This window comes from Streptacidiphilus pinicola, from assembly GCF_003258295.1.
GTDB lineage: Bacteria > Actinomycetota > Actinomycetes > Streptomycetales > Streptomycetaceae > Streptacidiphilus > Streptacidiphilus pinicola.
In genome coordinates this window covers 1-17,989 of record NZ_QKYN01000151.1, presented here as the reverse complement: position 1 = coordinate 17,989, position 17,989 = coordinate 1, and the positions used below count along the sequence as shown (strand labels likewise).

General features: G+C 74.8%; 17 protein-coding genes. 11 read left to right on the top strand and 6 right to left on the bottom strand.

Annotated elements, in window-relative coordinates:
• Positions 1-94 precede the first annotated feature (94 nt).
• Together DN069_RS31985 and DN069_RS31980 are read left to right on the top strand one after the other, a co-directional pair.
• Positions 95-547, top strand: coding sequence for a MaoC family dehydratase (locus DN069_RS31985; RefSeq protein WP_111506737.1), 453 nt, complete (start codon positions 95-97; stop codon positions 545-547).
• A 206-nt stretch (positions 548-753) separates the two neighbouring features.
• On the top strand, positions 754-1,962 hold the full coding sequence (locus DN069_RS31980; RefSeq protein ID WP_207892347.1) for an MBL fold metallo-hydrolase: 1,209 nt from the start codon (positions 754-756) through the stop codon (positions 1,960-1,962).
• Positions 1,963-2,055: 93 nt separating this feature from the next.
• Here the strand turns inward: DN069_RS31980 and DN069_RS31975 are convergent, their stop codons facing one another.
• On the bottom strand, positions 2,056-2,820 hold the full coding sequence (locus tag DN069_RS31975; RefSeq protein WP_111506736.1) for a class I SAM-dependent methyltransferase: 765 nt from the start codon (positions 2,818-2,820) through the stop codon (positions 2,056-2,058).
• Between the two features lie 42 nt (positions 2,821-2,862).
• Entirely contained in the window at positions 2,863-3,675 is an 813-nt protein-coding gene (locus tag DN069_RS31970; protein WP_111506735.1) for an enoyl-CoA hydratase/isomerase family protein, read from the bottom strand.
• Positions 3,676-3,764: 89 nt separating this feature from the next.
• On the opposite strand from DN069_RS31970, the gene DN069_RS31965 reads away from it, so the two are divergent.
• The 6 genes from DN069_RS31965 to DN069_RS42495 all read left to right on the top strand — a co-directional run bounded on the left by DN069_RS31965 (position 3,765) and on the right by DN069_RS42495 (position 8,193).
• Positions 3,765-4,241 (top strand): pyridoxamine 5'-phosphate oxidase family protein, encoded by a 477-nt coding sequence (locus DN069_RS31965; protein ID WP_111506734.1) that lies wholly within the window; start codon positions 3,765-3,767, stop codon positions 4,239-4,241.
• Between the two features lie 59 nt (positions 4,242-4,300).
• Positions 4,301-5,242 carry an acyl-CoA thioesterase gene (locus DN069_RS31960; protein ID WP_111506733.1) on the top strand — a complete coding sequence of 314 codons (942 nt, stop codon included), beginning with the start codon at positions 4,301-4,303 and terminating at the stop codon, positions 5,240-5,242.
• Positions 5,243-5,315: 73 nt separating this feature from the next.
• Complete coding sequence (locus tag DN069_RS31955; RefSeq protein WP_111506732.1) at positions 5,316-5,960, top strand: GNAT family N-acetyltransferase; 645 nt, start codon at positions 5,316-5,318, stop codon at positions 5,958-5,960.
• An 82-nt stretch (positions 5,961-6,042) separates the two neighbouring features.
• A complete protein-coding gene (locus tag DN069_RS31950) occupies positions 6,043-6,834 on the top strand; it encodes an inositol monophosphatase family protein (RefSeq protein WP_111506731.1) in 792 nt (263 codons plus the stop codon).
• Between the two features lie 81 nt (positions 6,835-6,915).
• Entirely contained in the window at positions 6,916-7,407 is a 492-nt protein-coding gene (locus tag DN069_RS31945; RefSeq protein ID WP_111506730.1) for a Rieske (2Fe-2S) protein, read from the top strand.
• Positions 7,408-7,563: 156 nt separating this feature from the next.
• Positions 7,564-8,193 carry a TetR/AcrR family transcriptional regulator gene (locus DN069_RS42495; protein WP_133260106.1) on the top strand — a complete coding sequence of 210 codons (630 nt, stop codon included), beginning with the start codon at positions 7,564-7,566 and terminating at the stop codon, positions 8,191-8,193.
• A gap of 197 nt (positions 8,194-8,390) precedes the next feature.
• Here DN069_RS42495 and DN069_RS31935 read toward each other — a convergent pair whose 3' ends face one another.
• The 4 genes from DN069_RS31935 to DN069_RS31920 all read right to left on the bottom strand — a co-directional run bounded on the left by DN069_RS31935 (position 8,391) and on the right by DN069_RS31920 (position 12,005).
• A complete protein-coding gene (locus DN069_RS31935; protein ID WP_111506728.1) occupies positions 8,391-8,849 on the bottom strand; it encodes a hypothetical protein in 459 nt (152 codons plus the stop codon).
• Between the two features lie 48 nt (positions 8,850-8,897).
• On the bottom strand, positions 8,898-9,797 hold the full coding sequence (locus DN069_RS31930) for a helix-turn-helix domain-containing protein (RefSeq protein WP_111506727.1): 900 nt from the start codon (positions 9,795-9,797) through the stop codon (positions 8,898-8,900).
• A gap of 60 nt (positions 9,798-9,857) precedes the next feature.
• Positions 9,858-10,049, bottom strand: coding sequence for a hypothetical protein (locus DN069_RS31925; protein ID WP_111506726.1), 192 nt, complete (start codon positions 10,047-10,049; stop codon positions 9,858-9,860).
• 144 nt (positions 10,050-10,193) lie between these two features.
• Positions 10,194-12,005, bottom strand: a complete 1,812-nt coding sequence (locus DN069_RS31920) for a glycoside hydrolase family 15 protein (protein ID WP_111506725.1) — start codon at positions 12,003-12,005, stop codon at positions 10,194-10,196.
• Positions 12,006-12,154: 149 nt separating this feature from the next.
• On the opposite strand from DN069_RS31920, the gene DN069_RS31915 reads away from it, so the two are divergent.
• Genes DN069_RS31915 through DN069_RS31905 form a run of 3 tightly spaced genes read left to right on the top strand, consistent with a single transcriptional unit; the run spans position 12,155 to position 17,846 of the window.
• Positions 12,155-12,970, top strand: coding sequence for an SAM-dependent methyltransferase (locus tag DN069_RS31915; RefSeq protein ID WP_243640007.1), 816 nt, complete (start codon positions 12,155-12,157; stop codon positions 12,968-12,970).
• Complete coding sequence (locus DN069_RS31910) at positions 12,967-15,135, top strand: putative bifunctional diguanylate cyclase/phosphodiesterase (RefSeq protein ID WP_243640001.1); 2,169 nt, start codon at positions 12,967-12,969, stop codon at positions 15,133-15,135. The genes DN069_RS31915 and DN069_RS31910 overlap by 4 nt, the downstream gene beginning before the upstream one ends.
• A complete protein-coding gene (locus tag DN069_RS31905; RefSeq protein ID WP_133260105.1) occupies positions 15,132-17,846 on the top strand; it encodes an HAD hydrolase family protein in 2,715 nt (904 codons plus the stop codon). The genes DN069_RS31910 and DN069_RS31905 overlap by 4 nt, the downstream gene beginning before the upstream one ends.
• Positions 17,847-17,989: the final 143 nt, after the last annotated feature.

Here is a 17,989-nt window from a genome sequence, read left to right as displayed (position 1 = left end):
AGGGTATCCCCCGGCCCGGCGCCCCGTCCTCCGACCGGCGTCGGTGAGCTGCGCCACATTCAGGTGCGCCGGGCCGGGGGATACCCTCCCGACCATGACCATCTTCGCCACCCTTGAAGACCTGGCCGCGGCCGTCGGCACCGAGCTCGGCAGCAGCGACTGGCACGTCGTCGACCAGAAGCGCGTCGACCTGTTCGCCGAGGCCACCGGCGACCACCAGTGGATCCACGTGGACCCGGAGCGCGCCAAGAGCGGGCCGTTCGGCACCACCATCGCGCACGGCTACCTGACCCTGTCGCTGATCCCGGTGCTCGCCAAGGAGTGCTACGGCGTCGAGGGCATCCGGATGGCCGTCAACTACGGCTCGGACAAGGTGCGCTTCCCCGCACCCGTCCCGGTCGGCTCGTCCGTCCGGGCGACGGCCGAACTGGTCTCCGCCGACGAGGTGCCGGGCGGCCTGCAGGTCGTGGTCCGCTTCACTATCACGGGCAAGGACGGTGGCAAGCCGCACTGCGTCGCGGACACGATCACCCGCTTCTACGCCTGACCCGACCGGGCACGGCCCCTCCTGCCGCCCGGCGACACGGGTGTCCCGCGGGTACGCTGCGAAAGATCGTCACGCAGTCCACCCCGTCTCCTGGAGGTGCTGTGCCCGGCCGTGCCCGTCCCGAGGGGTCCTCGCTGCCCGCGGAACCGTCCTCTCCGTCCCTGCTGCTGGATCCGCAGACCTCCCTTCCCTCGCTCTCCGTGCCCCTGCCCGAGCGGGTCGCCCGGTTCGGGCGCATCCGGCAGCTGCGCCCCGAGGGCTTCGGTGACGCCACCGAGCCGAGCGGCGAGCGGCTCGCCCGGATCCTGCGCTCGCCGCAGTTCGTCGACGGCGCCTTCCGCAACCCCGTGCGCACTCGGCGGCTGCTGCCCGGCACGACGCTCGCCGCGCTCCAGGCCGGCCTGACCGAGCACCGGGCGCGCCGCCGCCCCGCCCAGGCCGTCCCGGTGCACCGGCTCACCGCCGAGCAGCTCGCCGTCCCGCCGGCGAGCGGCCTGCGGCTGACCTGGCTGGGCCACGCGGGCGTGCTGGCCGAGATCGGCGGACGGCGGGTGCTGTTCGACCCCGTCTTCGGCGAGCGCTGCTCCCCGCTGCCCGGCTTCGGCCCGCGCCGGCTGCACCCGGGCCCGATCCCGCCCGACGAGCTGGGCCCGGTCGACGTCGTGGTGATCTCCCACGACCACTACGACCACCTCGACCTGCCGGCCGTCCGCGCGCTGGGCGCGAGCGGCGCGGTGTTCGCGGTGCCGCTGGGCGTGGGCGCGCACCTGGAGTTCTGGGGTGTCCCGCCGGAGCGGATCGTCGAGCTGGACTGGCACGAGTCCGCCCGCGTCGCCGGGCTCACGCTGACCGCCGCGCCGGCGCGCCACTACTGCTCGCGCGGGCCGCGCACCAGCCGCTACCAGCTGTGGGCCTCCTGGATCGTGGCGGGCGGCGGCCACCGGATCTACCACAGCGGCGACACCGGCTACTTCCACGGCTTCGCCGAGACCGGCGCCCAGCACGGGCCGTTCGACGCGGCGATGATCCAGGTCGGCGCCTACAGCCGCTTCTGGCCGGAGGTCCACATGACGCCCGAGGAGGGCGTGCGCGCCCACCTCGACCTCGGCGGCGGCGTACTGCTGCCGATCCACTGGTGCACCTTCGATCTCGCCCCGCACCCGTGGGACGAGCCGATCGAACGCACGCTTGCCGCCGGGCTCGCCCACGACGTCCCCGTCGCCACCCCGCGCCCGGGCGAGCCCTTCGAACCCGCCGAACCGCTCCCCCAGCGCGCCTGGTGGCGCCCGATCGCCGCCCCGGGCGCCCACGAGGACGCCGACGCCGACACCCAGTCGCTCATCCGCGTGCCACCGGACCTGCAGCCCCCCGCCTCCCACCCGGACGAAGACGACTCCGTCACGGCCCGCACCTGACGGGCACGCAGCTGCGCGGGCACGCCGGCTGATCTCGCACAGCCACGCGACGCCCCGGCCGGAGGCCACGGGCGGGCGCGGCGGCCCCCGCGGTCAGACTCGCCGGAGGGCGAGGAGGCGGAAGCTCGGGTCCGGGCGGCGACGGTCCTGGCCCGGGAGCACGGCGAGGTCCGCGAGGATGCGCTCGCGGTCCGCCGGGGCGAGGCGGCGGGCCCAGAACTGGTAGCGGTCGGTGCGGATCAGGTCCGCGAGGGTGGCGGGTGTGGTGCCCCGCAGGTGCGCGGTGAAGGCCGCCTCGCCGACGGGCTCCAGGCCGAACTCCGCTCCGTGCGCGACGATCCGCTCCGTCGCGTCCTGCTCGGCCGCGCCCACGGCGTTGCCCCGGCGTGGCCGCAGTTCGCCCAGCACCTCGTCGATGTCGCTGCCGACGTCGTGGCAGGCGTCCTTGTCGACGGTGCAGACGAGCACGCCGCCGGGCCGCAGCACCCGGGCGAACTCCGCGAGGACCGGCCGGGAGTCCGGCAGCAGGTGCAGTAGCCAGACGCTCGTCACCGCGTCCAACGTCGCGTCACCCAACGGCAGCGCGTCCGCGCTCGCGCGGACGGCGTGTCCGGGCAGCCGGGCCTCGGCGAGCCGCAGCATCGCGTGGGTCAGGTCGAGGACGAAGACCTCGCGGTCCGGCCGCACGAGCCGCCGGCCGATGATCCCGGTGCCGCCCCCGACGTCGGCGAGCCGGCGGACACCGGTCGGCAGCAGCGACTCCAGCGCCTCCGCCGCCGCCTGGGCCCGCGCCTCGCCCCCGCGTGACTCGTCGTAACGCGCGGCTTCCGTCTCCCAGGAGAACTTCGTCGTCGTCATGCGCCGCAGCCTACGCACCCGGCGATCATCCGTCAGGAGACCTCATCGAAGCCGCCACGGCGTCCGCGCGCCGGAGGCGAAGGACGCCTGGCCCTCCGCCAGGGACTGCGGGTCGTTGCCGACCTGGACGAGCGTCTTGGCCACCTCCAGCGCCTGCCGGTAACCGAGCTCCTGCGCGTACCAGACGGCCCGCAGCGTCGCCTGGACGGCGAGCGGCGGCTGCGAGGCGATGGTCGCGGCCACGCGCCCGGCGGCCTCGCGCAGCTCGCTCGCCGGGACGACCTCCTGCACCAGGCCGATCTCGTGGGCGCGCCGCGCGCTCAGCCGCTCGTGAGCGCCCATCAGCTGCATCCGCATCACTTCGCCGAGGGGCATGCGCTGCAGCATCGCCATGGACTCGAACACCGCCGCCATGCCGTAGCTGGTGTGCGGGTCGAAGAAGGTCGCGTGCTCGGCGGCGATGATGAACTCGACCTGGCCGAGCAGGTAGAACGCGCCGCCGCAGGCCATCCCGTTGACCGCGGCGACGACCGGCTTCCACAGGTCGCCGGCCGTCTTGGGGCTGATCCAGTCCCCGGGGTCGTCGAAATGCAGCGGCGTACCGCCGCGGGTGCCGATGCGCAGCTCGGGATCGCCGAGGGCGCCGCGGTCGACGCCGGTGCAGAAGGCGCGCTCGCCCGCGCCGGTGAGGACGACGACGCGGACGGCGTCGTCCTCGCGCAGTTCGCGCCAGAGCGTGCGCAGTTCGCGCATCATCCGGGCGTCGAAGGCGTTGTGCACCTCCGGGCGGTCGAGCGTCACCCAGGCCACGCCGTCCTCGCCGGCCTCGTAGTCCAGGGTCTCGAAGCGGCCCATCCGGATCCTCCCACCCTCTGGCACATAGAACGAGAACACGTTCTACTGGAGCCCTCATCGTCCGCCATGACGGCGGGAGGGGGAAGGCCATGCGCGCACAACGGCACGGACGCCGGATCATGATGACCCCCGAGCAACGCGACGCGTTCCTCAGCGCACAGCGCACCTGCCGGGTCGCGACCGTCTCCGCCGACGGGCGCCCGCACGTGACACCGCTCTGGTTCGCCTGGGACGGCTCCGCACTCTGGCTGTACTCGATCGTGCGCAGCCGCCGGTGGACGGAGCTGCGGGCCGACCCGCGGATCGCCGTCGTGGTGGACGCGGGCGAGGAGTACGGGGAGCTGTGCGGGGTGGAGATCACCGGCTCCGTCGAGCCCGTCGGCGAGGCGCCACGGACCGGCGCCGGGCCGGTGCCCGAACTGGAGCCGGTGGAGAAGATCTTCGCGCTCAAGTACGGCTTCGGGGAGACGATGTTCCACGACGGCCGCCACGCCTGGCTCAGGATCGCCCCGGAGACGCTGACCTCCTGGGACTTCCGCAAGCTGGGTGGTGAGTTCCGACGCTGAGCGGGCAAGGTTGTACACATCACACCGATCACCCAGTTGCGGTCTGAAACGATAGGGCGGTGACAGCCGCGACACCGCCCAAGCCCGACACCCCCGACGCCTTCGTCTCGCCCGCCGAGCCGACCGAGATCAGGGGCTTCGTCGACCTGCTCCGCCTCGACGAGATCGACCAGGGCCTGTTCCGCGGCTGGTGCCACGCCGGCGCGCCGCTGCGCGCCTTCGGCGGGCAGGTCGCCGCGCAGGCGCTGGTCGCGGCCGGACGGACGGTCAGCACCGGACGCCTGGTCCACTCGCTGCACGGGTACTTCATGCGCCCCGGCGACCCGCGCCGCCCGCTGGTCTACGAGGTCGACGCACTGCGCGACGGCGGCTCCTACACCACCCGCCGGGTCACCGCCATCCAGGGCGGCGAGGCCGTCTTCACCCTCTCCGCCTCCTTCAAGACCCCGGAGGAGAGCCCGGACCGCCAGCGCGAGATACCCGACCTGCCCGGCCCGGAGGGCCTGCCCGACCCGTACGCCGCCTGGGCGGCCGGCGGCCCGGAGAACTACTGGGGCACCACCGGCAAGCTCACCCTGGACATGCGCATCATCCCGCGCGACCGCCCCGGCCTGCCCGTCGAACTGCCGGGCGTGGTGCAGCAGTTCGTCTGGCTGAAGTCGGCGCAGCCGCTGCCGGACGACGAGCCGCTGATGCACGTGTGCGCGCTCGCCTACCTCTCCGACCTGACCCTCGCCTCGACCGCGGCCCTGCACCTGCAGGTGCCGCGCGCCGAGCGCACCGAGCCCTCCCAGATCAACCTGGCCTCGCTCGACCACGCGATGTGGTTCCACCGCCCGTTCCGCGCGGACGAGTGGCTGCTCTTCGCCCAGCGCAGCCCCTCCTCCTCGGACGGCCGGGGCCTGGCCCAGGGCGAGTTCTACACCCGCGACGGCCGCCTGGTCGCCTCGGTGGTCCAGGAGGCCCTGATCCGCGAGCGCAGACCCAAGGCCCAGGGCTGAGAAATCCCGGTGCCGGCCGCTCCTGCCGAAAGCTAGGGTCGGCCGCGTCGACCGAGACTCCGGGGAGCCGCGCATGGAACCGACCTTCGACGCACCGGCGCTGGAGGGCACGCTGGTGCGCCTCGAACCGCTGGAGCACCACCACGCGGCCGACCTCGCGGAGGCGGGCGCGCAGAACCGGGACTCCTACGGCTTCACGGTCGTCCCCGGCCCCGACGAGGTGGCCGCCTACATCGACCGCCACCACGCCCTGCGGGCGGCGGGCCGGCTCGTGCCCTACGCGCAGGTCTCGCGGGCGAGCGGCAGGGCGGTGGGCTGCACCGCCTTCTGGGACCCGCGCTGGACCGACTGGACCGCGCCGCCCGCGCTCTACGCCGTGGAGATCGGCTGGACCTGGCTCGCCGCCTCGGCCCAGGGCACCGGCCTGAACGCCGAGGCCAAGCTGCTGTTGTTCCGGCACGCCTTCGAGCGCTTCGGCGTGGCCCGGGTCGACCTCAAGACGGACGCGCGCAACGCCCGCTCCCGCGCCGCGATCGCGGCCACCGGCGCGACCCTGGAGGGCGTCCTGCGCCAGTCGGCCCGCTCCTGGGTCCCCGGCGAGGAGGGCCACCTGCGCGACGCGGCGGTCTTCTCGATCGTCGCCGAGGAGTGGCCCGAGCGCCGCAAGGCACTGGAGGCCCGCGTGGCCACGTACGCGGCCCGTTCCACGGCGCCCTGAGCCGAGGGCCCAGGGCCTGTCATGGGGGTACCCCGGCCTCCGGCCGGGAGGTGTCCCCATGACAGGCCCTAAGCTTGCCGCCATGAAGATCGACGACGTGACCGGGATCCTGCGTGAGGCGGCCGAGGCCGTGATCCTGCCGCGGTTCGGGTCGCTCGCCGCCGGTGAGGTGAGCGAGAAGAGCCAGGGCGAGCTCGTCACCGTCGCCGACCGCGAGGCCGAGGCGCTGATCAGCCGTCGGCTGCGGGAGCTGCTGGACGCGCCCGTGGTCGGTGAGGAGGCGACCGCCGCCGATCCGACGCTGCCGCGGGCGCTCACCGAGTCGCCCGCCGCGTGGGTCGTCGACCCGATCGACGGCACGGGCAACTTCGTCGCCGGCCGCCCCGGGTTCGCCGTGATGGCGGCGCTGGTCCGCGACGGCGAGACCGTGGCCGGCTGGATCCTGCGGCCCGTGGAGGGCACGGCCTACGTCGCCGAGCGCGGCTCCGGCGCATGGCGGGACGGTCTCCGGCTGCGCCGGGACCCGGCGCCCGCCGGCGCCGCGGGGCTCCACGGCGACGTGATGACCCGGTTCCTCGACGCGCCGGACCGCGCCCGCGTCGCCGCCGCCGCGTCCCGCTTCGCCTCGCTCGGGCGCGGGGCGAGCTGCGCGGGCGTCGACTACCCGCGCGTGGTCGAGGGCGAGCGGGACTTCGTGCTGTACCGGCGCATCCTGCCGTGGGACCACGCGCCCGGCACGCTGCTGCTGGAGGAGGCGGGCGGCCACGCCCGCCGTCTGGACGGCTCCCGCTACCTCCCGGGCGAGGACCGGACCGGCCTGCTCGCCGCGGCCGACCCGGAGTCGTGGCAGCAGGCACGGTCGCTGCTCACCTGAACACATCCGAGCCCGGTTGAACCGCAGCGGCCCTTCGTGCGTAATCCCTCCCCGACGGTCCCTCACACCTCGGGAGTACCTATGACGACCACCCCGGAGCACACCGACCCGGTCACCGCCCAGCCCACCGCCCGCCGCACGGTTCTCGCCGGCGCGGGCGTCGCGGGCGCGGCGGCGCTGCTCGCGGCCTGCTCCAGCGGCGGCGCCTCCGCGCCGTCCGCCGCGCCCTCCTCCGCGCCTTCGGCGAACGCGGGCGGCGGGGGCGGCACGCCCGGCGGCGGCACGGGCACCGTGCTCGGCCCGACCTCTGACATACCGGTGGGCGGCGGCAAGGTCTACGCGACACAGCAGGTCGTGGTGACCCAGCCCAGCCCCGGCAGCTTCAAGTGCTTCACCGCCGTCTGCACCCACGCGGGCTGCACGGTGGGGAGCGTCTCCGGTGGCACCATCAACTGCCCCTGCCACGGCAGCCAGTACCACATCACCGACGGCACCGTGGCGAACGGCCCGGCGCCGCGACCGCTGGCCGAGGAGAAGATCGACGTCAGCGGCGGCCAGATCACCCTGACCTGACCGCCGGACGAGAACGCCGTTCCTGTTCCGGGGGGCGCCCAGGCGTCCCCCGGCGCCTCGCGCCACGTGCCTGGGACGTGTCACGGGCCCGGGTGGTCCGGAACCGGTTGACGAGGCGTCATACACGTGCAACGGGGTTCCCGGTACCATGGCGTCGTGTCCAAGGTAGACCTGTCACCGAGGCCGATCGAGACCATGTCTCCCCGCCAGCTGGAACGCCGGAAGCACCTGATCGACGCGGCCCTCACCCTGGTCTCGGAGACCGGCGTGGAACGCCTGCAGATGAAGCAGGTCAGTGAACGCTCGGGGGTGGCCCTCGGGACGACGTACCGCTACTTCTCCTCGAAGGACCATCTGCTGGCCGCGGCGGCGTCGGACTGGCGCGGCAAGCTGATGGACGACCTCGCCGCGGAGCTGCGCGGCTCCGTCCCGGCCGCGCGCGGCAGCGACCGCGTGGTCCGCTTCGTCCGCCGCGGCATGCGGGCGTTCCAGCGCCAGCCCAACCTCGCCCGCCTGCTGGTCACGGTCTCGGTCTCCACCGACCCGTTCGCCAGCGAGGTCGTCGACGCGATGGCGGCGACCGGCCGGGCCTCCCTGCTGGCCCTGATGCCCGACGTCCCACCCGCCGCACGGGAGGTGGTCCCCCACCTCATCGACGCGGCGTGGCAGGGCGAGCTCGTCGCCTGGGTCACCGGCCGCAGCACCCTGGCGGACGCGTTCGCCCGGCTCGAGGAGGTCATCCGCCTCGTGCTCGCCCCCTACGGCGCGGGCTCGGTCGCGGTCTGACGGTGCCGGCCGCCGGTGGGCGCGCCTCGTCCCGGACGGGCCCCGGTCGGCGGTGGTGCGGCTCTGCCCGGGCGCCGGACTCGCCCCCCGGCAGGGCCGGCGCTCCCCACACCTGACGCCCGGCCCGTCGTCACGACGCTGCCGACGGCAACGGTGGGCGGGTTCTCCTCTGACCAGACCGTCCGCCTGAGCCCCGCTCAGCCCGCCTGGACCGCCGTCGCGTAGACGCGCTGCGCGTGCCTGAGCGCGGAGCGCAGGCGCTTCGGGTCGGTCAGGTAGCCGCTGCCGTCCGGCGGGATGAGCCAGTGGTAGGGGCCGTGGCAGACACGCGGCACCGGGACGCGCAGCGGGTGGCCGCGGCCGGCGGTGGTGACGCCGGCGATGGCCGGGGACCAGGAGTCCGCCGTGCCGACGGGCACCAGGACGGAGACCAGGCGTTCGGCGACGGCGCAGAGCGCGGGGCCGGCGAGGCCGGCCAGTCGCAGCCGGTCGAGAGCCTCGAGGCCGAGCTCCAGCTCGGCCCGCACCACATCCCAGATGACGCCGACGGCCAGCTCCGCGCTGCCGTCCGGGCGGCCGTTCCATTCGGCCAGGGTCGAGCCGGGAACGGGCGCCGCACGCAGCAGCCAGCTGATCGCCCGTGAGCTGTCCGCCATGGCAGGAGGGTAGGGCCTGGCCCACCCGCGGCGCATTCCGATTGCGCGTTATTGCGAATCTCGCCCCGATTGTGGGGGGACTGAGGCATCAATACCTTCATCATCCTGCTCGGCGGTCAGGCACTGCGCCAGCACCGCCGCGACGATCGCCCGCGCCGCCGAGCCGTACCGCGCGACGCTGACGTAGCGGTCGAAGACCCGGCGGTAGAGCGCGATCTCGCTCGCCTCGGTCACGTTGACCTCGGCGGTCCAGGTCTCCACCTGCACCAGCCGGTCGTCGAACATCCAGAACGAGTGCAGCGGCGCCAGCGGCAGCGGCGCGGCGTCGGGGATGACGCCGAGCCGCACGCCGGGCAGTGAGGCGACGGCCAGCAGCCGGTCCAGCTGCCCGCGGTGGGCCTCCGGTGGGCAGAGCCGGGACCGCAGCGCGGCCTCGGTCAGTACGAAGTGGAACTCGTGGCCCGCCTGGTAGAGCACCCGCTGGCGCTCCATCCGCGCCTCGACGGCCTGTGGGACGTCGTCGGGCGTCCCCTGCAGCGCGACGAGCGCGGTGAAGAGCGAACGCGCGTACTCGGCGGTCTGCAACAGGCCTGGGATCATGCCGGGTTCGAAGACGCGCAGCACCGTCGTGGCCCGGTCCAGCTCCATGCCCACGCGCTGGCGCGGGGCGTGGCCGGCGCGCAGTGAACGGCGCCAGGTGACGTAGTGGCTGTCCAGCGCCTGCAGCCGGGCGGTGAGTTCGGCGGCGGCGTGGGGCTGGCCGCAGGCCCGGGACCAGGCGTCGAGGTCGGCGGGGGTCGGGGTCTGGCGGCCGTGCTCGATCCGGGAGACCTTGGACGGCGCCCAGCCGAGCCGCTCGGCGAGCTCCTTGCCGTTGAGGCCGGCGTCCCGGCGCAGTCGGTGCAGCCAGGCGCCCAGCGCCTCGCGTTCGCGCTGAAAGTCAGTCATGGCGGCCGCCCCTCCCGAACGCCCTCCCCGAGGCCTCGGCGCGCTCGGCCCAGGCCCGCCTCAGCGGAGATGCTGCAGCAGCTCCCGGGGGATCTCCACCGCGTCCTCCCCTGGCAACAGGTCCCGCAGCTGCTCGCGGGCGAGCGGGTCGGTGACCGCGTACCCCTGGACCACCAAGGTGCCCCGGTCGGTCGCGTACAGGGTGGGGCAGTTGCCGTTGTTCGAAGTGGTCCCGAGAAAGGTGAGCCGCATGGTCAGGGGGATCCCTTGGCAGGTGCGTTCAGTGACAATTGCTAGCACTCACATGACAGAGCGCGCAAGCAGAGTGACACACCGTAAGGTGCATGCAGGGCAATCCGGGCGCGCGCCACCACGAAAGCGCCCCTCACCCTCCGTTCAGCCCAGGGAGTCCACGCCGTCCAGCGCGAAAGCCGCGTTGACCAGGGCGACATGGGTGAACGCCTGGGGCGCGTTGCCGAGCTGACGCCGGGCGAACGGGTCCCACTGCTCGCTCAGCAGCCCGAGCTCGCCGCCGACCGCGACGGTGCGGTCGAAGAACTCCACCGCCTCCTCGTGGCGGCCACCGAGCGCCAGCGCCTCGGCCAGCCAGAAGCTGCAGGCGAGGAACGCGCCCTCGCCGCCGGACAGGCCGTCGCCGGTCGTGCCGGGGTCGTAGCGGCGGACGAAGCCGTCGAGGTCGAGCCCGTCCCGGACGGCGTCGACGGTGCGCACCACGCGAGGGTCGTCGGCGGGCAGGAAGCCGCACTGCGCGAGCAGCAACGTGGCGGCGTCCAGGCCGGTGTCCCCGTAGGCCTGGACGAAGACGCCGCGCGCGGGATCGTAGCCGTGGGCGCAGACGTCGGCATGGACGGCGTCGCGCAGGGCGCGCCACTCGGCGAGCGGCGCGGGCAGGCCGGTGCGTTCGGCCATCCGCACGGCCCGGTCGGCGGCGACCCAGCACATGACCTTGGAGTGGGTGAAGTGCCGCCGCCCGCCCCGCATCTCCCACAGGCCCTCGTCGGGTTCGCGCCAGCGCGCCGCGACGGTCGCCATCAGGGACCGGAACAGGCTCCAGACCTGGCGCTCCATGGGGATCCCCGCGTCCAGCGCCCGGTGCAGCATGTCGGCGACCTCGCCCCGGACGTCGAGCTGCATCTGTCCGGCGGCGGCGTTGCCGATCCGCACGGGACGCGAACCGTCGTAGCCGGGCAGCCAGTCGGCGACCGTCTCGGGCATGGCCCGCTCCCCCGCGACGCCGTAGAGGGCCTGGAGGCCGGAGCGCTCGCCGGCGATGGCCCGCAGCAGCCAGCGCCGCCAGGAGACGGCCTCCTCGCGATAGCCGGTGCGCAGCAGCGCGGCGAGGGTCAGACTGGCGTCGCGCAGCCAGCAGTAGCGGTAGTCCCAGTTGCGCGGGCCCCCGAGCCACTCGGGCAGTGAGGTGGTGGGGGCGGCGACGATGCCCCCGGTCGGCGCGTAGCTCAGCGCCTTGAGCGTCAGCAGCGAGCGCAGCACCGGGGCGCGCCAGGGCCCCTGGTACCGGCACAGGGCGGACCAGTTCTCCCAGCCGTCCAGGGTCTCCCGCAGGCTGCGCTCCGGGTCGAAGCGGCGGGCGGTGGTCAGGTGCGAGGGCTGCCAGGTGAGAGTGAAGGCGACCCGTTCACCCTCGGTGACGGTGAAGTCGGAACGGGTGCAGCCGTCCGCGCCCTCACCCGCGCCGTAGGTGTGGACGCCGGGCGGGACGGAGAGCCAGGCGGCGTCCGGCCCGGCGACGGCGACCCGGTGGTGGCCGGTGCGCCGCACCCACGGCACCACCCGGCCGTAGTGGAACCGCACCCGCAGCCGGCCGCGCATGGCCACGCTGCCCGCCAGCCCCTCCACCAGGCGCACCAGCCGCGGCGGCTCGCCGGCCCGGTCGGCCGGGCGCTGCGGCATGAAGTCGAGCACCCGCGCCTCGCCGGTGGCGGTGCGCCACCGGGTCTCCAGGACGAGGGTGTCGCCGAGGTAGCGCCGGCTGACGGGGCGTGTGCCGTCGGCGTCGGCGGGTGCGAGGGCCCAATGCCCGTGGCGTTCCTCGCCGAGGAGCGCGGCGAAGCAGGAGGGGGAGTCGAAGCGCGGCAGGCACAGCCAGTCGACTGAGCCGTCCGCGCCGACCAGCGCGGCCGTTCCCAGGTCGCCCAGGAGCGCGTAGTCCTCGATTCGTCCCGCCATGCGTCTCCCGCCGGGGTCGTCGCCCCATGCCAAGCCCCGGGGCCGCCTGGCCGAATTCAAGCCGTTTTTGCGGCATTTGTCATAACATGGTGCCTCGTAGTGTTGACGTGGCGCTACCGACGCCGCTCCCTACCGGGAAGGAGCGCACCGTGGCCCGTCGCACCTGGCAGACCTGGTCCCCCAGCTGGGTGGACCTGGAGACACCCAACGCCGCCCGGGTCTACGACTACTACCTCGGCGGCAGTCACAACTTCGAGGCCGACCGGCGGATGGCCCGGCAGGCCATGGAGCAGTGGCCGGACCTCCCCAAGATCATGCGCGCCAACCGGGCCTTCCTGCGCCGCTCGGTGCAGTTCCTGGCGGGCGCGGGCTTCACCCGCTTCCTGGACATCGGCTCCGGCATCCCGACGCTCGGCCCAGTGCACGAGGTGGCCCGGGAACGGCAACCGCAGGCGCAGGTCGTCTACGTGGACCGTGATCCGGTGGCGGTCGCCCACAGCGAGCTGATGCTGGCCGAGGACCCGCTCAGCCGCGTCGTCCAGGCGGACCTCACCGACCCGGAGGAGTTGCTCTCGCACCCGGACGTGACGGCCCTTCTGGAGGCCGGCGAACCCGTGGCGCTGCTGCTCGTCGCGGTGCTGCACTTCGTCCCGGACGAGGGCCACCCGCACGACCTGGTCGCGCGGCTGCGCGACGCGCTGCCGCCGGGCAGCGCGCTGGTGCTGTGCCATGCGGACCGCGAAGGCCGCCCGGACCAGGTCCGCCCGCACCAGGACATCTACGCCCGCACCCGGACGCCGCTGACCATGCGCGGCCACGAGGAGATCGCCCGCTTCTTCGACGGCTTCACGCTCGTCGACCCGGGCCTGGTCTACCTCACGCAGTGGCGCCCCGACAGCCCCGAGGCGGTCGGCCCGCACCCGGAGCGGCTCCCGGGCCTGGTCGGCGTGGGGCTGCTGCCGTGACCACCGACCGGCCACCGGCCCAGGCGGGAGCCCCGAGGGGGCGGGGCGGCCAGGACCCGGCCGCCCCGCCCGGTCCCGCCACGGCCTCCGCTCGGGACGCCCCCGCGACGCCCGGGAGCGAGGCCCGGCCGCCCGACTTCCTGGCACGTTGGACGGGCCTGCTGCGGCATTACGGCTCGGCGCTCGACCCCGCCAAGGTGCAGGCGCTCGGCACCCGGACGGCGGGGATGATCTGCGAGGGCCGGCCCGGCGCCGCCGCGACCGCCCTGGTCGGCGCGCACTTCACCGACCCGGATCTGCTGGTGGAGGCCGTGGAACTGCTGCGCCAGGTGCCGTCGCGGACGGACAACCCGGCCGGCGCCTTCGCCGCGGCCTGGGCCAGCGCGCTGCGCGAGCGGACCCTGCGGCAGCAGGAGGCCATCCGCACCGCGGCCGACGTGGCGCGGCGCGAGGCCGAGCAGGCGCTGCACGCCTCCGAGGCCCGCTTCCGGGCCCTGTTCGAGCACGCGGCGGTCGGCATCGGGGTCGGCAGCGTCGAGGGCGAGATCCTCACCGCCAACCGCTCGCTGCTGGAGATGTTCGGCGCCACCATGGAGGACCTGCACGGTCGGCAGGTCACCGATCTGGTGCACCCGGAGGACACCCCCGAGGTGTGGAACGCCTACGAGGAGCTGATCGCCGGCAAGCGGGAGAGCTTCCAGTGCGACAAGCCGTACTACCGCCAGGACGGCGAGGTCGTCTGGACGCACCTGACGGTCTCGCTGATCCGCGACGAGGACGGCGCGCCCCGCTACCAGGTGGCCATGCTGGAGGACATCACCGACCGCTACCGGCTCCAGGAGCGGCTGCGCCACCAGGCCACGCACGACCCGCTGACCGGCCTGCCGAACCGCGCGGCGTTCTTCGAACGCCTGGAGGAGCTGTTCGCGACCGCTCCCCCCGGCGCCCACTTCGGGCTCTGCTACATCGACCTGGACCGGTTCAAGATCGTCAACGACTCGCTGGGGCACGCCACCGGTGACCAGCTGCTGGTCGAGGTCGCTGGACGGCTCGCGGCAGCGCTCGGCCCGCTGGGACACCTGCTGGCCCGGCTGGGCGGGGACGAGTTCGTGGTGCTGCTGGAGCACTGCGAGGGCGAGCACGACGCGGTGGCGGCCGCGCACAGCGTGCTGAACTCCCTGCACGAGCCGATCCTGATCGACGGCCATCTGCTGGCGATCGGCGCCAGCGTCGGCGTGCTGGAACGGGCCGTCGGCACCATCACCCCGGGCGCGGCCGTGCGCGCCGCCGACCTGACGCTCTACCGGGCCAAGGAGGCGGGCGGGGCGCGGTGGACCCTCTACGACGCCCGCACCAACGCCGAGGCGGTCAACCGCTACACGGTCTCCGTGCGGATGCCCAAGGCGCTGGACCGCGGCGAGTTCTTCCTGGAGTACCAGCCGATCTGCTCGCTGGTGGACCGCTCGCTCACCGCCGTCGAGGCGCTGGTGCGCTGGCGACACCCACTGCTGGGCGTGCTGGGACCGGACGAGTTCGTCCCGGCCGCGGAGGAGACCGGACTGATCCTGCCGCTGGGCCGGTGGATCCTGCGCGAGGCCTGCGCGCAGGGCGCGGCCTGGCAGCGCCGCTACGGCTCGCGGGCGCCGCAGGTGAACGTCAACATCACCGCCCGCCAGGCCCGCAACAAGGGGCTGGTCGCGGACGTGGGCCGGGCCCTCGCCGACTCCGGGCTGGAACCGGCCATGCTGCAACTGGAGATCACCGAGGGCACCGCGCTGGGCCCGCACGACGAGTCGCTGCGCGTCCTGGACGCCCTGGTGGACAAGGGCGTCACGCTCACCGTGGACGACTTCGGAACCGGCTGGTCCAACCTGGCCTACCTGCGCGACCTGCCCCTGGCCGGTCTGAAGCTGCCCAGCTCCTTCATCACCGAGCCCGACCCCGGGCGGAGCGCGGACGAGGACGTGGGCTGGCGCATCGTCGGCGGGCTCACCACACTGGCCCGCACCCTCGGACTGACGCTGACGGCGGAGGGCGTCGAGACGGCCGAGATCGCGGACCGGCTGCGCGAAATGGGCTGCGACTGGGGTCAGGGCTGGTACTTCGGGCGGCCCACCTCCCCGCGCGACCTGGAGGAACTCCTGCTGCGCCGCCCCCCGTGGTGAGCCGCCCGGAGCCGACGGGCGCCGTTCCGGCGGATCTGCACGCCAACGTCGACGAGCTCATCGCCCGGCTGCTCACCGCGGCCGACGGCGGTCAGTGGCTCGACGCCTACCTGCTCGCGGCGGGGATCGTCCAGGTGGTCGAGGACCGGCTCCAGGGCACCTCCTGGCCGGTCCGCCGGCTGGTGAAGCATCTCGGCGCGGGGGGTGGCGGGCGGCGCTCCGGGACGGCGGTCCGCTGGGCCGGCCGCTCGCTCGACGCGGCCACCGAGGCTTTCCTGAGCGCTCCGCCGATGCGCGGGCTGCACGCCTGGGGGCGCGGGATGGCGGAGCTCACCGACGCGCTGGCAGCGCTGGTCCTCAACCCGCGGAGACCGGACAACGAGAACGTCCCGCGCCGCGCCCACCGGGCGGCCCGGCAGCTCGCCGAGGCCACCGCCGGCGCCCGCCTGCTGGAGGGCTCACTGCTGCGGCCGCCGGCCTCCTTCTGCAGCTTCGACCAGCACCCGGAGGACCTCGCGGCACTCGCCCGACGCTTCGGCGCCGAGCATCCCACGCGCGAACGCCCGCTGCTGGTGATCGGCGTGCGCACCTCCGGGAGCTATCTGGCCCCGCTCCTCGGCGCGGCGCTGCGGCAGTCGGGCCGTCGCACGGTCTTGGTCGGCACGACCCGTCCCGGGCTGGCGCTGCTCCCCGGCCGGGCGGCGGAGGTCGCCGCGGTGCGCCGCGAGGGCGGCACGGTCCTGGTGATCGACGATCCGCCCGCGAGCGGCGCCTCCCTGGCCGCTGTGGCGGCCAGGGCCGAACGCGAGGGCTTCCCTGCCGAGGCCGTCGTCCCCGTCTTCGCCGTCTTCGACGCGGGCGGGACGCTGCCGCCGGCCCTGGACCGGTACCGCAGCGTGGTCCTGCCCGGGGCCGCCTGGCAGGTCCACCAGCGGCTGGGCGCCGAGGCGCTACGCGGTCTGCTGCCGGGCCTGCTGCCGCCCGGGGTCGAGCTCACCGGGGTCGAGGTCGGCGCGCCGGGCCCGCTCTCCCGCCAGGCCCACCTCGCGGTGCCGCTGACCGCGCTGGTCGTGTCGCCCTCGACGGGGAGGCGTGCGCTGCCGCTGGTCGCCCAGTGGTCGGGGCTGGGCTACCTCGGCCGCCACCCGGTCGCCCTCGCCACGGCCCTGACCGACCTCGTCCCGGCGGTGTACGGCTTCGCCGACGGCGTGCTGGTCCGGGAACGGCTGCCCGGGGAGGACGACGGGGCCGTCGTGGCGCCCGGTGTGCCCACGGCGGAGGTCGCCCGGTATGTGGCGGCCCGTCAGGAACGCCTCGCGGTGCCCGAGGACCGGAGCCTGCGGCTCGCCGGGTGCGAACCGGTCTGGGAGGTGGCCGCGCGGGTGGTGGCCCCGGTGTTCGGCCGCGCCCACGTCGTCCTGCGCCCGGCGCTGGTCCATCCGCTGGTCACCTCGCTGCTCGCGGCCGAGCGGCCGTGCCTGGTGGACGGCCGGACCGCGCCCCGGCTCTGGGCGGCCGACACGGCCGGAGGCTGGGCCAAGACGGACTTCGCGGAGGGCGGCTTCAGCAACCTCAACCTCGCCAGCTACGACGCCGCGTACGACCTCGCCGGCGCGGCGGACCTCGGCGACGGAGGCGTCGACTGCGAGGAGCGGCTCCTGGCGGACTACCGGGAGCTGACCGGCCGTCGGATCTCCGCCTCCCGCTGGTGCCTGCTCCGGATCGTGCAGGCCCGCACCCTCGGGAGCCCCACGGACACGCGGCGGGCCCAGGCCCGCGCGGTGCAGCGTTTTCTCGCCGGAGCGTTCCTCGCCGACCTGGAGGACGAACCGCGGGGACCGTGGTGCGTGCTCGACGTCGACGGCGTGCTGGAGTCGGACGTCATGGGCTTTCCGGCGTCCTCGCCGCAGGGCATGCTGGCGCTGCGCGCGTTGCGGGCCCACGGCTTCCGGACCGCGGTGGCCACCGGCCGCTCCCTGCCCGAGGTCCAGGACCGCTGCGCCGCCTACCGGTTGGCCGGTGGCGTGGCCGAGTACGGCGCGCTCTGCTTCGACCCCGCGAGCGGCGCCTCCGACGTGGTCCTGCCGTCCGAGCGGCAGCGGGCCGACGACGGCGGACTGCGCGCGCGGCTCGCCGAGCTGCCCTCGGTCCGGCTGGACCCGCTCTCCCGCTGGTGCGTCCGCGCCTCCGTCCAGAACGGCACCCGGCGTACCGGGCTGCCCCCGCGGACGGTCGCGGCGCTGCTCGACGAGCAGGGCCTCGGCGCGCTCTTCGAGGTTGTTCCGGGCGACGCGCAGACGGACTTCGTACCGCGGGGCGCCGACAAGACGGCCGGTGTGCGGGCCCTGCTCGCCCGCCTCGGCGAGGAGGCGTCGGCTCCCCTGCTCGCGGTGGGCGACGGCGTCGCCGACATCGCGCTGCTGCGCTGGGCCCGGCACGGCGTCGCCCCGGGCAACGCCGCGCCGGAGGTCGTGGCCGCGGGGCTACCGGTGGCCCGCCACGCGTACCAGGCCGGGCTCGCCGAGGTGGTGGGCCGGCTGATCGGCCACCGCCCCGGCGACTGCCCGCGCTGCCGCCCGCCGCGGCACTCCCCCGACACCCGGGCGCTGCTGGCCCTGCTCGCGGTCCCAGAGGCCGGCCGAACCGGCCTACCCACACGGATCGCCCGCCTGGCGGCCGCGGACCTGGCGCTCTTGCGACACGACCGCTGACACGGTGCGGCCGGAGGCCGGCCGGGCCGCCCAATCCGCACACATCGCCCGACCGTCGACCGCCGACCTGGCGCTCCTGCGACCCGACCTCTGACGTCCGCCACCGGAGCCCCGGCCCGCTGGACGGCTCCCGCCGGGCCGCC